Source organism: Pseudomonas sp. GW823-FHT02C05 (assembly GCF_058797595.1).
Genome location: NZ_JBXAJU010000001.1, coordinates 1,199,767 through 1,214,337 on the forward strand (window position 1 = coordinate 1,199,767; position 14,571 = coordinate 1,214,337).

Genomic DNA, 14,571 nt, shown 5'->3' on the forward strand with positions numbered 1-14,571 from the left:
TTGAAACCTTATCCGATTCAGTTCGTGTCGATCGTGATCCCGGTCTACAACGAAGAACAGAGCCTCCCCGAGCTGTTGCGGCGCACCGAAGCGGCCTGCCGCCAGCTCAAGCACGAGTTTGAAATCGTCCTGGTGGACGACGGCAGCCGCGACGAGTCGGCGAACATCCTGCAAGCTGCCGCCGAGCGCGAAGACAGCCCGGTAGTGGCGGTGATCCTCAACCGCAACTACGGCCAGCATGCGGCGATCATGGCCGGCTTCGAGCAGTGCCGTGGCGATGTGGTGATCACCCTCGACGCCGACCTGCAGAACCCGCCGGAAGAAATCCCGCGCCTGGTGGCTCAGGCCGAACTGGGCTACGACGTGGTCGGCACCGTGCGCAACAACCGGCAGGACTCGGCGTTCCGCCGCTGGCCCTCGAAGCTGATCAACCTGGCCGTGCAGCGTTCCACCGGTGTGGCCATGAGCGACTACGGCTGCATGCTGCGGGCCTATCGCCGGACCATCATCGACGCGATGCTGGCCTGCACCGAGCGCAGCACCTTTATCCCGATCCTGGCCAACAGCTTTGCCCGGCACACCACCGAGGTGCTGGTGGAGCACGCCGAGCGCGAGCACGGCGACTCCAAGTACAGCCCGATGCGCCTGATCAACCTGATGTTCGACTTGATCACCTGCATGACCACCACGCCCCTGCGGCTGTTGAGCATCATCGGTTTCGGCATGGCCGGCCTCGGCGCGCTGTTTGCCCTGATGCTGATCGTGCTGCGCCTGATCTTCGGCGCCACCTGGGCCGGCGACGGCACCTTCGTGCTGTTCGCGGTGCTGTTCGTGTTCACCGGTGGCCAGTTCATCGGCATGGGTCTTTTGGGTGAATACCTGGGACGCATGTACAGCGACGTGCGGGCCCGCCCGCGTTTCTTCATCGAAAAAGTCTTGCGCAGCCAGCCTGCGGCCCCGGCCCCTGCTGTGACTGTCGACGGTTTAACTTCCACTCATACTGATCAGGTTTCGCCATGAGCAATAAAGCTGTTGTCTTCGCCTACCACGATATTGGCTGTGCTGGCATCGAAGCCCTGCTCAACGCAGGTTACGAGATCGCCGCCGTGTTCACCCACGCCGATGACCCCAAGGAAAACACCTTCTACGGCTCGGTGGCCCAGCTCTGCGCCCGCAAGGGCATTGCCGTGCATGCCCCGGAAGATGCCAACCACCCGCTGTGGATCGAGCGCATCGCCAAGCTCAACCCCGACTACCTGTTCTCCTTCTATTACCGCAACCTGCTGAGCGAGCCGCTGCTGGCCACTGCCAGCAAGGGCGCGTTCAACCTGCACGGCTCGCTGCTGCCGCGCTACCGTGGCCGCGCACCGGCCAACTGGGTGCTGGTCAAGGGCGAAACCGAAACCGGCGTGACCCTGCACCGTATGGTCAAGCGTGCCGATGCCGGCGCCATCATTGCCCAGGAACGTGTGGCCATCGAGCGCAGCGACACCGCGCTGAGCCTGCACCACAAACTGCGTGACGCCGCCGCCAGCCTGCTGCGCGACACCCTGCCGGCACTGGCCCAGGGCAAGATCACCGAAACCGCCCAGGACGAGTCCAAGGCCAGCTACTTCGGTCGTCGCACCGCGGCGGACGGCAAGATCGACTGGCAGCGCCCGGCCGAAGAGCTGTTCAACCTGGTGCGCGCCGTGACTCAACCCTACCCGGGCGCCTTCTGCGCCGTGGGCGAGCACAAGCTGATCGTCTGGAGCGCCGAAGTCGCCAAGGGCAACGAAGGCCAGGCCCCGGGCCGGGTCATCAGCGTCGACCCGCTGCGCATCGCCTGTGGCCAGGACTCCCTGGTGATCACCTCCGGCCAGCGCAACGCCAACGGCCTGTTCCTGGGTGGCCCGCAACTGGCCAACGAACTGGGCCTGGTGGACGGTTCCCTGCTGCGCGGCGCCGAGTCGGGGCGCAAGCCACGTCGCACCCGCGTACTGATCCTGGGCGTCAACGGCTTTATCGGTAACCACCTGTCCGAGCGCCTGTTGCGTGACGACAAGTACGACGTCTATGGCCTGGACATCGGCTCCGACGCCATCGAGCGCCTGCGCAGCCATCCGAACTTCCACTTCGTCGAAGGCGATATCAGCATTCACTCCGAGTGGATCGAATATCACATCAAGAAGTGCGACGTGGTCCTGCCACTGGTGGCCATCGCCACCCCGATCGAGTACACCCGCAACCCGCTGCGCGTGTTCGAGCTGGACTTCGAAGAGAACCTCAAGCTGGTTCGCTACTGCGTCAAGTACAACAAGCGCGTGATCTTCCCGTCGACTTCGGAAGTCTATGGCATGTGCCAGGACAAGAACTTCGACGAAGACACCTCCAACCTGATCGTCGGCCCGATCAACAAGCAGCGCTGGATCTACTCGGTCTCCAAGCAGCTGCTGGACCGGGTGATCTGGGCCTACGGCGCCAAGGGCCTGAACTTCACCCTGTTCCGTCCGTTCAACTGGATGGGCCCGCGCCTGGACCGCCTGGACTCGGCACGCATCGGCAGCTCCCGGGCCATCACCCAGCTGATCCTCAACCTGGTGGAAGGCACCCCGATCCGCCTGTTCGACGGTGGCGAGCAGAAGCGCTGCTTCACCGACATCGCCGACGGCATCGAAGCCCTGGCACGCATCGTCGACAACGAAAACGACTGCTGCAACGGCCAGATCATCAACATCGGCAACCCGGACAACGAAGCCAGCATCCGTCAGCTGGGCGAAGAGCTGCTGCGCCAGTTCGAAGCTCACCCGCTGCGCGGCAACTTCCCGCCGTTCGCCGGTTTCCGCGATGTGGAGAGCAAGGCGTTCTACGGTGCCGGCTACCAGGACGTGGAACACCGCAAGCCAAGCATCGACAACGCCAAGCGCCTGCTGAACTGGGAGCCGACCGTGGAAATGAGCGAAACCATCGGCAATACCCTGGACTTCTTCCTGCGTGAAGCGATGCTGGAAATCGCCGACCGCGCCAAGCAAGAAGCACGCTGATGCAGGCAGGTCTGCGCATTGATGTCGATACCTACCGCGGCACCCGGGAGGGGGTGCCACGGCTGCTCGAATCGCTGGATGAAGCCGGGGTCAAGGCCACCTTCTTCTTCAGCGTCGGGCCGGACAACATGGGGCGCCACCTGTGGCGCCTGATCCGTCCGCAGTTCCTCTGGAAAATGCTGCGGTCCAATGCCGCGGGCCTGTACGGCTGGGACATCCTCCTGGCCGGCACGGCCTGGCCGGGTAAACCCATTGGCCGGGACCTGGGGCACTTGATGCGCCAGACCCTGGCCGCCGGTCATGAAGTCGGCCTGCACGCCTGGGATCACCACGGCTGGCAGGCCAATACCGGGCGCTGGAGCCAGGCACAGCTGATCGAACAGATCCGCCGTGGCGTCGACAGCCTCAACGATATTCTCGGGCAAGCGGTGAGCTGCTCGGCGTCCGCCGGTTGGCGCGCCGACGAACGCGTCATCGAAGCCAAACAGCAATTCGGCTTTCGCTACAACAGCGACTGCCGCGGCCAGAGCCTGTTCCTGCCACGCCTGGCGGACGGCAGCCTGGGCGCACCACAGATTCCGGTGGACCTGCCGACCTTCGACGAAGTGGTCGGGCCGGTGGTGGCCGCCAAGGATTTCAACAGTTACATCCTCGACCGGTTCAGCCCGGACAAACTCAACGTCTATACCGTGCATGCAGAAGTAGAAGGGATTCTCATGGCCAACGATTTCCGCCAACTGCTGGCCAGCGCCAGGCAGCGCGACATCCACTTCCAACCCCTGGGCGACATGCTCCCGGCGGATCTGGCCGGCCTGCCCGCGGGCAAGGTGGTGCGCGGTGCGCTGGAAGGCCGTGAAGGCTGGCTGGGAGTGCAAGGCGCATGACCAGACGTTGGGCTCTGCCGCTGCTGCTGATCGCGTTCGGCCTGTTCTACCTGCTGCCCCTGGCCACCCACGGCCTGTGGATTCCCGATGAAACCCGCTACGCGCAGATCAGCCAGGAAATGCTCCTGACCGGCAAATGGGCGTCGCCGCACTTCATGGGCATCCGCTATTTTGAGAAACCGGTGGCCGGCTACTGGATGATCGCCATCGGCCAGGCGCTGTTTGGCGACAACCTGTTCGGCGTGCGCGTGGCCTCGGCCCTGAGCACCGGCCTGAGCGTGGTCCTGGCCTACCTGCTGGCCCGGCGCCTGTGGAACGATCCGCGCAAGAGCCTGGCCAGCGCCCTGCTCTACATGAGCTTTACCGTGGTCGCGCTGCAGGCCGGCTACGCCAACCTCGATCCGCAATTCACCTTCTGGGTCAACCTGAGCCTGGTGGCGCTGTGGTTCACCTTCGACTGCCGGACAACCCGCGGCCAGGTGCTGGCCTGGGTGGCGCTGGGCCTGGCCTGCGGCATGGGCTTCATGACCAAGGGCTTTCTGGCCTGGCTGCTGCCGGTGCTGGTGGCCCTGCCCTACGCCATCTGGCAGAAGCGCCTGCGCTCGCTGCTGATCTATGGCGGCATCGGTGTGCTGGTGGCCATTCTCATCAGCCTGCCCTGGGCCCTGGCGGTGCACTCCCAGGAACCGGACTACTGGCGTTTCTTCTTCTGGCACGAGCACATCCGCCGTTTTGCCGGTGATGATGCCCAGCACGCCTCGCCCTGGTGGTACTACCTGCCGTTGCTGGTGGGGTTCAGCGTGCCCTGGGTGCTGCTGCTGCCGGCCGGCCTGAAGCAGGCCTGGCAACAGCGGCGCCAGAACAGCAGCGGCTTCCTGCTGCTGTGGCTGGTGCTGCCCCTGGCCTTCTTCAGCCTGAGCAAGGGCAAGCTGCCGGCCTATATCCTGCCGTGCCTGTTGCCCCTGGCGTTGTTGATGGGCAACACCCTGGTGGACCGCCTGGCTGCCGGCAAGACCCGGCTGCTGGCATTCAACGGCGTGCTCAACCTGGTGGCCGGCCTGCTGGGGCTGCTGGCCCTGGTGTACTTCCAGATGAAAAAGCCGGTGTATGTGGACGAGCCGCAGCACCTGGTGTTGGTGTATGTGTTGCTGTTGGGCTGGATCCTCAGCAACCTGCTGCAAGCCATGCGCCCCCTGACCCTGTGGGCGGCGCCGGCCCTGGGCAGCTTCCTGCTGGTGGCCCTGGCCCCGGCAGCGCTGCCCAACTCGGTGGTCTACAACAAGATCCCCGACCAGTTCATCATCGATCACGTGGCCGAGCTGGGCCAGGCCAAGGCCCTGCTGAGCAACGACCTGGGAGCTGCCTCCGCCCTGGCCTGGCGCCTGCGGCGCCCTGACGTGACCCTGTACAACACCGAAGGCGAAGTGAAATACGGCCTGGGCTACGAAGACACTGCCGCGCGCAAGGTCGACCTCAATCAGGTCCAGCCGTGGATCGCCGAGGCCCGCAAGCAGGGTTCGATCGGCGTGGTGATGCGGGTCAAGAGCAGCGACGAGGAACATGAAGTCGAGCTGCTGCCCAAGGATGCCAAGCGCTACGAGCAAGGCAATATCGTGATCTTCATCATTCCCCAGGGCCAGCCATGAGCCTGCTGCTTTTGTTGCTGGCCTGCGGGCTGACCTGCCTGGGCCAGGTGGCGCAGAAGTTCGCCGTGGAAAGCTGGCGCGGCCAGCCTTCCAGCGCCCTGCAGAAACTGCGCTCGGGCTGGCTGTGGCTGGCTCTGCTCAGCCTCGGCCTGGGCCTGCTGGTGTGGCTCCTGGTGCTGCAACGCATGGAGGTGGGCGTGGCCTACCCGATGCTCAGCCTGAACTTCGTCTTCATCACCCTGATTGCCCACTTCGTATTCCGTGAGCACATCGACCGGCGCCACTGGTTCGGCGTGGCCCTGGTGATCGGCGGCGTGCTGCTGTTGAGTCGCCACGCATGAGCCGGGCCAAGGGGTTTGCCTTCGCCCTGGGCAGCGTGGCCCTGGTCAGCGGCGCCCAGCTGGGCATGCGCTGGAGCATGACCCGCCTGCCCGCTCCGGATCAGTGGTTGCCGGCGTTGAGTGCCGGCAGCGTCGACCTGGCCGCCCTGGCGGTGGTGGCCGCGGCCATCGCCGCCTATGCGCTGTCGATGCTCTGCTGGCTGCTGGCCTTGCGCGACCTGCCGCTGGGCCGGGCCTATTCGCTGCTCAGCATCAGCTACGCCCTGGTCTACCTGCTGGCCGCCAGCCTGCCGTTGTTCAACGAGCCTTTCACGCTTTCCAAAACCCTCGGGGTGGCCCTGGTCATCCTCGGGGTCATCACCATCAACTCTCGATCTGCACCCGCGACAAGTCCCAGGAATACCCCATGAAAATCAGTGTATTTGGAAGTGGTTACGTCGGCCTCGTACAGGCTGCCGTGTTGGCTGAAGTCGGCCACGATGTCATCTGCATGGACATCGACGAGCAAAAGGTCAAACAGCTGCAACAGGGACACGTGAGCATCTTCGAGCCGGGGCTGGCCAGCCTGGTCAAGGAAAACCTCGAAGCCAAGCGCCTGCACTTCACCCACGATGAAAAACTCGCGGTGCAGCATGGCCAGGTGCTGTTCATCGCCGTGGGCACGCCCTCCAGCGAAGACGGTTCGGCGGACCTGCGCTACGTGCTGTCAGTGGGCGACGCGGTGGCCCGCCACCGTGAGCAGCCGGTAATCCTGGTGGAAAAATCCACCGTACCGGTGGGCACGGGCGACACCTTAAAGGCCCACATCGAGAAGGTCCTGGATGGCCGTGCGCTGCAATTCGATATCGTCTCCAACCCGGAATTCCTCAAGGAAGGCTCGGCGGTCACCGACTGCCGCCGGCCGGACCGGATCATCATCGGCTGCGAGCGCGAAGAAGTGCGCGATGTGATGCGCGACCTGTACGCACCGTTCAACCGCAACCATGACCGCATCATGTTCATGGACCTGCGCAGCGCCGAGCTGACCAAGTACGCCGCCAACTGCATGCTGGCGACCAAGATCAGCTTCATCAATCAGATCGCCGAACTGGCCGAGCACCTGGGGGCCGACATCGAAGCGGTGCGCCTGGGCATCGGCGCCGACACCCGCATCGGCTACCACTTCATCTACCCGGGCTGCGGCTACGGCGGCTCGTGCTTCCCCAAGGATATGCGTGCGCTGATCCACAGTGCCCAGCAAGCCCACTGCTCCAGCGATCTGTTGCAAGCCGTGGAAGCCATCAACGAGCGGCAGAAGCACAAGCTGTTCGAACGCATCAAGGCGTTCTACAAGGGCGACCTCAAAGGCAAGACCTTTGCCCTGTGGGGCCTGGCATTCAAGCCCAACACCGACGACATGCGCGACGCCCCGAGCCGGGTGCTGCTCGATGCGCTGTTCGCCGCCGGTGCCCAGGTGCGGGCCTTCGACCCGGAAGCCATGCAGGAAACCCAGCGCCTGTACCCGGACGAGTCGCGCCTGATGCTCATGGGCACCCCGGAATCGGTACTGGTGGGCGCCGACGCCCTGGTCATCTGCACCGAGTGGCAGCAGTTCAAGGCACCGGATTTCGACCTGATCCAGCAGCGTCTCAAGGCGCCGGTGATCTTCGACGGGCGCAACCTGTACGACGCCGAGCGCCTGGCGCGCAACGGCTTCACCTACTTCCCGATTGGCCGCGGTGAATCGCGCAACCTGCCGATCCCCCACCAGCAGTGGTCTGCTGAGGCCTGAATGAACACCAGTCACTCCTCCCCTTCGAACACTCTTCTTTGGCAATCGTTGGGGCTGGGGTTGCTGGCCCTGCTGCTGTTCTGCGCCGGCGCCGACCACCAGTCGGCGATCGGCTTCGATTCGCGCTTCGTGCTGTTTGCCAAGGAAATGCTGCGCCACGGGCCGGGGTTCTTCCCCACCACCTACGGCCAGCCCTACGCCGACTACTCCAGCGCCTCGACCCTGCTGGTCTGGCTGTTCTCCCTGCCAGGGGGGCAAGTCACCAGCCTCACCGCCTGGTTGCCCACGGCCATCGCCTCGGCCTTGATCGTCAGCCTGATCTATCGCCTGTTGGCGCCCTATTCCCGCACCTGGGCCCTGCTCAGCGTTGCCCTGCTGTTGCTCAGCAACACCTTTATCAGTGAAACCCGCGCCGTGTCCCTGGACCAGATGCTGGCTGCGGTGTCCCTGGCCGTGTTCTACCTGGGCTACGCCCATGACCATTTCGGTACCCACCGGCGCCTGGGCTGGATCTTCCTCCTGCTGGTGCTGGGCTTTGCCATTCGCGGGCCCATCGGCCTGGTGATTCCCACCGGCATGCTATGCAGCTACTACCTGCTCAATGGCCAGTGGCGGCGGCTGTTCAGCGTCGGTTTCAGCGCCCTGGCGCTGCTGGTGGCCTGCGTCGGCCTGCTGCTGTGGCTGGCCAAGCTCAGTGGCGGCCAGGCCTTCGTCGACGATGTCATCCGCATGCAGTTCATGGGGCGCATGGACGGCAGCGAAGGCTCCAGCGATGTCTTCTATTACTTCACCAGTTCCCTGGGCAACTACGCCCTGGCCTACCCCCTGGCGATCCTGGCGTGGCTGGCCGTGCTGCTGACCCGCGCCACGGAACAGGGCCCGGGCCTGAAACTGTTGCGCCTGTGCACCGCGGCCGGGTTGATCGTGATGATCGGCCTGTCGATTCCCCAGGCGAAAAAGGCCCGCTACCTGCTGCCGATGCTGCCCATGGCGGCGATCATTGCCGCCTATCCGTTCCAGGCCGGCCGCGGGCGGCTGCTGGCCTGGCTGCGCGGGGCGATCCAGGGCCTGTGGCTGCTGCTGCCGGGGTTGCTGATCATCGGCTTGCTGGTGCTGCGGCGCAAATTCCCCGAGCAGCTCGACTCGTTGACGCCGATGCTGCTGGTGCTCGGCCTGTTGCAGCTGTTGTCCCTGGGGCTGCTGTTCAAGCGCCAGTGGCGCGCCGTGGGCCTGGCCTACAGCGCAGTGTTGGCAGTCTGGGCCTGCTACATCGGAGTCTTCGAGCCGGTGGAGCACCGTCTCTATGACACGCGCACCTTCAGCCACAGCGCCATGCAACTGATCGAGGCCGACCCGGCACCGGTGGTCCTGCACCGCATGGGCAAGGACGCCAAGGCCATCAAGTTCATGGTCAACCTGGACCGGGATCTGCAACCGCAGTTCACCGAAAGCCCAGACGCCCTGGCTCAGGTACCCGGCCCGGCCTGGGTCATCCTCGATCAGAGCAACCTGGCCAGCCTGCAGAATACGCCGCTGGCCGACCTGAAGCCGGTGTTGAGCGGGCGTTTCGACAAGAACGACTTCGTCCTCCTGCACCTGCCCGGGCCAACCGCCGCGCAACCCTGAAAGCGTTGCACGGCCCCTGCCCGCTGCCTACACTCGCGCCCATGACTATTGAGATCCGCCGGGCGCGGGTGACCGACGCCGACTTTCTTCCCGCCATTGAAACCTGCGCTGCCGAACTGTTTCGCTCCGATGCGCAACTGGCCTGGCTGGCAGACGCCGCAGTGGCCGACGCACCGAGCCACCGCGCCAATATCCAGCGCCACCCGGTCTGGGTGGCGGTGACGGCGGATGACATCCCTTGCGCCTTTCTCAACGCCGAAGCCTGCGACCGGGAACTGCATGTGTGGGAGATTTCCGTCGCCCGCGCTCACCAGGGCCATGGCATCGGCAAGCGCCTGTTGCAGGCGGCGCGGCAATACGCTCTGGAGCAGCAGCTTGAAGCCCTGACCCTGAGCACCTTCCGCGAACTGCCCTGGAACGAACCCTTCTACCAGCGCCAGGGCTTTGTCACCCTCGAACAGGCGCAACTGGGCCCACGGCTGTGCCAGGTGCTGGCCGATGAAGCCCGGTACGGCCTGCCCGCGGCGCGCCGCTGCGCCATGCGCCTGGCGCTGTAGAAACCGGTGAGGAATGGGCTGCCTTCGCGGGCTTCCCAGCGAAGGCGTCCGCCAGGGCTACACCACACTCAAAGGCCTCTTCGCCGGCAAGCCGGCTCCTACAGGGGCTGTCGTATTTAAGTGCAAAATAAATGCACTGAAGCAGCATTATTATGAATTTGTCAGGCGCAAGATTCCTCGGCACACTGTGCCGGTTCCTCCCCCAAATGTTGGAACGTTCAAGGGCTTTCTGGTCATCCAGGCAAGCCCTTCTTTTTGCCTGTCGTTCTGGATTGGAAAGCGTTTACCGATGTTCGCCCGCTGGAAACCCGCCGCCATCAATACCCGCCCACTGGAATGGAGCCGCGCCGCCATCGGCATGGCCCTGGGCACCCTGTTCAGTGTCTGGCTCTGTGCCCAGGTCTTCGGCATGCCAGTGGCCCTGCACCTGATCGGCCCCCTGGGCGCGTCGGCGGTGCTGCTGTTCGCGGTGTCTTCAGGCGCCCTGGCCCAGCCCTGGTCGATTCTTGGCGGCTACCTCTGTGCCGCCGTCATGGCCTTGGCGGTGGCCCATGTACTGGGCCGTACCTTGGGCAGTGCCTGCCTGGCGGCGGGCATGGCCCTGGTGCTGATGTGCTGGTTGCGCTGCCTACACCCGCCGGCCGGCGCCCTGGCCCTGACCCTGGTACTGGCGGACCCGGCCAGCGTGGCCCTGGACTGGTACGAGCTGGGGCCGGTGATGCTGGCCGCCGCCAGCCTGTTGCTCAGCGCCCTGGCCTACAACAACCTGACGCGCACCCGTTACCCCAAGGGCCCCAGCGAAGCTCCGGCGCTCCTGCCAGCAACCGCTGCCAGCGACAGCCTGGCGATCACGGCCCAGGACCTGAAACTGGCCCTGGCGGAGATGGAGGAGTTCTTCGACGTCACCCCCGAAGACCTCGAACAGCTGATTCATGCCAGCGAAGCCCACGCCCGGCGCCGCAGCATCGGCCAGGTGCTCGCCTCACGCCGCTGACAGCCAGCGCCAGTCGCCGGCTTGCCCGCCAAGGCGCCCTCAAGGACAGCCCATCACTCAAGGGCCTCCTCGCCTGCCAGGTTGCCGGGTTTCAGACCATCGGCGACCAGCGCTGGGACCAGTCGGTGTCGCTTTCTATCACTTCCCGCAGTACCGCGAACGCCTGTTGCAGCTCTGGGGTATCGCGCTCGCGGGCGTACAGCAGGTAGGTGGGGAAGTTGAACTCCGGGGCTTTTTCCACCCGCTCCAGCACACCGCTGTCCAGGTAGCTCTGCACCACGCGTGTGCGGAAATAGCCGCTGCCACCGGCATCGAGGATGAATTGCAGGGCCAGCGGCCCGAGGTTGAAGCCCACTGCCGCCTTGGCCTGCGCAGGTAGCGCGGCGTCGTGCTGGCGGCGAAAGTCCTCGCCCCAATCGATGTACACATAGGGCTCGGGGCGCCCGGCCAAGCGCACCTGGATCAGTTTTTCCTCCAGTAACTGCTCCACCTGCAAGCCCGGCGAGTACAGCGGCTGGAACACCAGCGCGGCGTCCAGCACGCCCAGCTCCAGTTGCCGCTGCAAGCTGGCGCCTTCGCCGATCTGAGTGCGCACGGCGTGGTTGGGCAACGCCTGGCGCAGGCGCCGCACCCAGTTGAGCATCAGCGGGTTGCACAGGCTCAGCTCGCCGCCGATGTGCAGCACATTGCGGTAGCCGGCCAGCAGCGGCAGGTCGCGCTGGGCTGCCTCCCAGGTCTGCACCAGTTGGTTGGCGTAGCTGATGAAGGCCTCGCCGTCGGCGGTGGGCCGGGCGCCGGCGCGGTTGCGCACCAGCAGCTTGCAGTTGAGCTGGCCTTCCAGGTTCTGCACCCTGGCGCTGATGGCGGTCTGGGTCAGGTGCAGGCGCTCGGCAGCAGCGATCAGGCTGCCGCTGCGGACGATTTCCAGGAAGGTGCGGGCCAGATCGATGTCCATGGTGCCTCGCCGGCAGAAAATTCGAGCGCCATTGTAGCGGCGCTCGCGCCACGACGCTTCTAGGCTGCGGACATTTGCCGCGCCGGCACCGCCAGGCTCACCGCCCGCACCGAGGCCCCGGCCGGCAACCCCAGGGCCCGGGCGCTGTCACGGCTGACAATCAGGGTGCCGGCGGCGACCCGCGCCGCCGCCACGCTGATCCGGCAGTCGGCAAACTGGCGGTTGTGGACCAGGTAGGGCTGGGCCTGCTCCCCCGGGGTGCCGATGCTCAGTTGCAGCACCTGGCTGTCGCGCACTGCGCGGATGTCGCCGGTGGCGCATTCGATCAGGGGCCCGCCGTCGAAGATGTCGATGTAGTCCTTGAAGGCAAAACCTTCGGCCTTGAGCATGCCCAGGGCCGGTTCGGTATTGGGGTGCACCCGGCCGATCACTGCCCGTGCCGGCTCCGGCAGCAGGCAGGTGGGCAAGGGAAACTTGGGCATCAGCTCGGCGATGAAGGTCTTGTTGCCAAGGCCGGTGAGGTAGTCGGCGTCGGCGAAATCCATCTTGAAAAAGTGCCGGCCCAGGCCTTCCCAGAACGGCGACACACCCTGCTCGTCGGAATAGCCCCGCATCTCGGCGATCACCTTGTCGCCGAAAAGCTCGCGGAACTCGGCCAGGAACAGGAAGCGCGCCTTGGACAGCAGGCGCCCGTTGAGCCCCTGGCGGTGGTCGGCATGCAGGAACAGCGAGCACAGTTCCGAATGGCCGGTCATGTCGTTGCCCAGGAACAGGGTCGGCAGTTGCTGGTTGATCCCCAGGTTTTTCGAGGCCGCGACAAACAGCCCGACCCGATAGTTGTACCAGGGCTCGCGCAGGCCCACGGCGCCGGCCAGGGCGCAGATGCCGACCACCTCGCCCTGCGCGCTTTGCAGCACGAACAGGTAGTCGGCATCGGCCCGCGAGGCCTGGCCGGCGAAGGTCTGCTCGGCCCATTGCAGGCGTGACCGCAGGCGCCCGGCGTCGGCGGGCAAGGTGGTCAGGCCGGCACCGGCACTGTGGGCCAGGGCCAGCAGCGCCGGCAAATCGGCCAGGGTGGCGGGACGGACGATCATCGCGAGAGCTCCAGCTGAGGTTGACGTTCGGGCAGGTAGATTTCCGCCAGCATGCAGCGGGCGCTGCCGCCGCCGATGCGTTCAATGGTGTCGATGTTCACCGGCACCGGCTGCACATGGCGCTCGATCAGCCGGCGCTGCTCGGCATCCAGGGAGCGCCAGGCACTGCGGGACATCACCAGCAGCGGCTCGCCGGCACTGTTGTGGACTTCCAGCATATTGCCGGCGAAGGATTCCAGCTGGGCCCAGGTCAAGGGCAGCAGCTGTTTGCCGCTGCTTTCCAGGCGCTGGCGCAGGGCCGCCCGCTCCTGTGCATCGTCCAGGGCCAGCAGGCAGGCCACCGCCAGCTGGCTGCCGACGCTCATCATCACGTTGGTGTGATAGATCGGCTCACCCTGGCGGTCCCGGGCATGAAAGGCACACAGCTCGTAACCCAGGTGCGCCACCAGCTGGTCCAGGGCCCGGGCGTGGGTGCGGGTCGAGTAGCCGGCGTAGCAGATGCGCTGCTGGCGATCCAGGACCATGCTGCCGGTGCCTTCGAGAAACAGTTCCTCCTGCTCCAGGGAGGTGAGATCCAGGGTGCGGTTCACCTGGTACTGCTCGTGCAGGTGCGCCAATACCCCCTTGTAGCGCTCCAGGCGGCGGTTGCGGCCCTGCATCGGGTACAGCACCAGGGTGCCGTCGGGGTGGCTGCTCCAGCAGTTGTTGGGAAAGATCGAATCCGGGGTATGGGGTGCGGCGCCGTCTTCATGGACCAGCACCCGGACCCCATGCTCGCGCAGCGTCGCGACGTAGCCGTCGAACTCCTGCAGGGCCTTGGCCTGCACGTCTTCGGCGGCACCGGGCGGGCGCTGGAAATGGTTGTTGCCGGCAGTGTCCTGGTTGAACGAAAAACGCGTAGGGCGAATCATCAAAACGCTATGGGTAGTCTGCATGGGGCACGCAATCAATGAGGTTTCAGAGGGGCCCATTGTGTTTTTTTGTCGGGACAAAACCCGGCTGAACGGCGGGCCTGCACAGCAGGAAATGGCTGAAAGCACGGGTTGCCCCAGCCGATTTCGCACCCCCTGAAAACACCGATATGCGACCTGCAGGAGCAGGCTTGCCAACGAAGGCGATCTTGCGAGCGGTGCAAGGCTTGCGGGCCTGTTCGCCAGCAAGCCGGCTCCTGCGGCGGGGGGCGTACGGGGGTTATTCCATGCCGGTCTTGACCATCGCCAGCTCAGGGTGGCTGACCAGTTTGTCGATGTGCAGATCCGGGTCGTCGAACCAGACTTCGGTCAGCACCCGGTAGTGCTCCATGTCCCGGCAGCGCATGCGCAGGCTGTAGTCGAAGGCGCCGCTGATCAGCCGGCATTCCAGCACCTGGGGGCAGGCGCGGACCTTGGCCTCGAAGGCTTTCTGCGCCGCCCGCCCGCTCTGGTTGGACAAGGCCACCAGCACCAGCAGCGACAGCCCCGGGGTGAGTTTCTTTTCGTCGAGGATGGCCCCGTAGCCACGGATGACCCCGAGCTGCTCCAGCTTGCGCACCCGTTCCAGGCACGGCCGGGGGGTCAGGTGCACGCGCTCGGAGAGTTTCTGGTAGGTGATGCGCCCTTCGTGGCGCAGAACCTCGATGATCGCCTGGTCGATTCGATCAAGCACGATCGACAGGTCGCGGATGTCCGCCATGGATGTCTT

14 protein-coding genes are annotated in these 14,571 nt (G+C 65.3%); 10 read left to right on the forward strand and 4 right to left on the reverse strand.

Annotated elements, in window-relative coordinates; genetic code table 11:
• From arnC to AC1RGE_RS05525, 10 genes are all read left to right on the forward strand, one after another.
• A complete protein-coding gene (gene arnC, locus AC1RGE_RS05480) occupies positions 1–1,020 on the forward strand; it encodes an undecaprenyl-phosphate 4-deoxy-4-formamido-L-arabinose transferase (RefSeq protein ID WP_011061332.1) in 1,020 nt (339 codons plus the stop codon).
• Entirely contained in the window at positions 1,017–3,023 is a 2,007-nt protein-coding gene (arnA, locus tag AC1RGE_RS05485; protein ID WP_011061333.1) for a bifunctional UDP-4-amino-4-deoxy-L-arabinose formyltransferase/UDP-glucuronic acid oxidase ArnA, read from the forward strand. The genes arnC and arnA overlap by 4 nt, the downstream gene beginning before the upstream one ends.
• Positions 3,023–3,907 (forward strand): 4-deoxy-4-formamido-L-arabinose-phosphoundecaprenol deformylase, encoded by an 885-nt coding sequence (arnD, locus tag AC1RGE_RS05490; RefSeq protein ID WP_103290183.1) that lies wholly within the window; start codon positions 3,023–3,025, stop codon positions 3,905–3,907. Before arnA ends, arnD begins: the two co-directional genes overlap by 1 nt.
• A complete protein-coding gene (gene arnT, locus AC1RGE_RS05495) occupies positions 3,904–5,553 on the forward strand; it encodes a lipid IV(A) 4-amino-4-deoxy-L-arabinosyltransferase (RefSeq protein ID WP_072441813.1) in 1,650 nt (549 codons plus the stop codon). The genes arnD and arnT overlap by 4 nt, the downstream gene beginning before the upstream one ends.
• Positions 5,550–5,894, forward strand: a complete 345-nt coding sequence (gene arnE / locus AC1RGE_RS05500; RefSeq protein WP_103290180.1) for a 4-amino-4-deoxy-L-arabinose-phosphoundecaprenol flippase subunit ArnE — start codon at positions 5,550–5,552, stop codon at positions 5,892–5,894. Before arnT ends, arnE begins: the two co-directional genes overlap by 4 nt.
• The gene (arnF, locus tag AC1RGE_RS05505; RefSeq protein ID WP_015635644.1) at positions 5,891–6,304 is read left to right on the forward strand and encodes a 4-amino-4-deoxy-L-arabinose-phosphoundecaprenol flippase subunit ArnF; all 414 of its coding nucleotides are present in this window, start codon (positions 5,891–5,893) and stop codon (positions 6,302–6,304) included. The genes arnE and arnF overlap by 4 nt, the downstream gene beginning before the upstream one ends.
• Complete coding sequence (locus tag AC1RGE_RS05510) at positions 6,301–7,665, forward strand: UDP-glucose dehydrogenase family protein (protein WP_011061338.1); 1,365 nt, start codon at positions 6,301–6,303, stop codon at positions 7,663–7,665. The genes arnF and AC1RGE_RS05510 overlap by 4 nt, the downstream gene beginning before the upstream one ends.
• Positions 7,666–9,291, forward strand: coding sequence for an ArnT family glycosyltransferase (locus AC1RGE_RS05515; RefSeq protein ID WP_492583635.1), 1,626 nt, complete (start codon positions 7,666–7,668; stop codon positions 9,289–9,291).
• A gap of 41 nt (positions 9,292–9,332) precedes the next feature.
• Entirely contained in the window at positions 9,333–9,848 is a 516-nt protein-coding gene (locus tag AC1RGE_RS05520; protein WP_401025340.1) for a GNAT family N-acetyltransferase, read from the forward strand.
• A 289-nt stretch (positions 9,849–10,137) separates the two neighbouring features.
• Positions 10,138–10,842, forward strand: a complete 705-nt coding sequence (locus tag AC1RGE_RS05525; protein WP_015635647.1) for an HPP family protein — start codon at positions 10,138–10,140, stop codon at positions 10,840–10,842.
• A gap of 91 nt (positions 10,843–10,933) precedes the next feature.
• Here the strand turns inward: AC1RGE_RS05525 and AC1RGE_RS05530 are convergent, their stop codons facing one another.
• The 4 genes from AC1RGE_RS05530 to AC1RGE_RS05545 all read right to left on the reverse strand — a co-directional run bounded on the left by AC1RGE_RS05530 (position 10,934) and on the right by AC1RGE_RS05545 (position 14,562).
• Complete coding sequence (locus AC1RGE_RS05530; protein WP_015635648.1) at positions 10,934–11,797, reverse strand: LysR family transcriptional regulator; 864 nt, start codon at positions 11,795–11,797, stop codon at positions 10,934–10,936.
• Positions 11,798–11,856: 59 nt separating this feature from the next.
• Complete coding sequence (astA, locus tag AC1RGE_RS05535; protein ID WP_015635649.1) at positions 11,857–12,891, reverse strand: arginine N-succinyltransferase; 1,035 nt, start codon at positions 12,889–12,891, stop codon at positions 11,857–11,859.
• Positions 12,888–13,826 carry a citrulline utilization hydrolase CtlX gene (gene ctlX / locus AC1RGE_RS05540; protein WP_011061343.1) on the reverse strand — a complete coding sequence of 313 codons (939 nt, stop codon included), beginning with the start codon at positions 13,824–13,826 and terminating at the stop codon, positions 12,888–12,890. Before ctlX ends, astA begins: the two co-directional genes overlap by 4 nt.
• Positions 13,827–14,082: 256 nt before the next feature.
• Positions 14,083–14,562 (reverse strand): Lrp/AsnC family transcriptional regulator, encoded by a 480-nt coding sequence (locus tag AC1RGE_RS05545; protein ID WP_011061344.1) that lies wholly within the window; start codon positions 14,560–14,562, stop codon positions 14,083–14,085.
• Between the last annotated feature and the right edge of the window lie 9 nt (positions 14,563–14,571).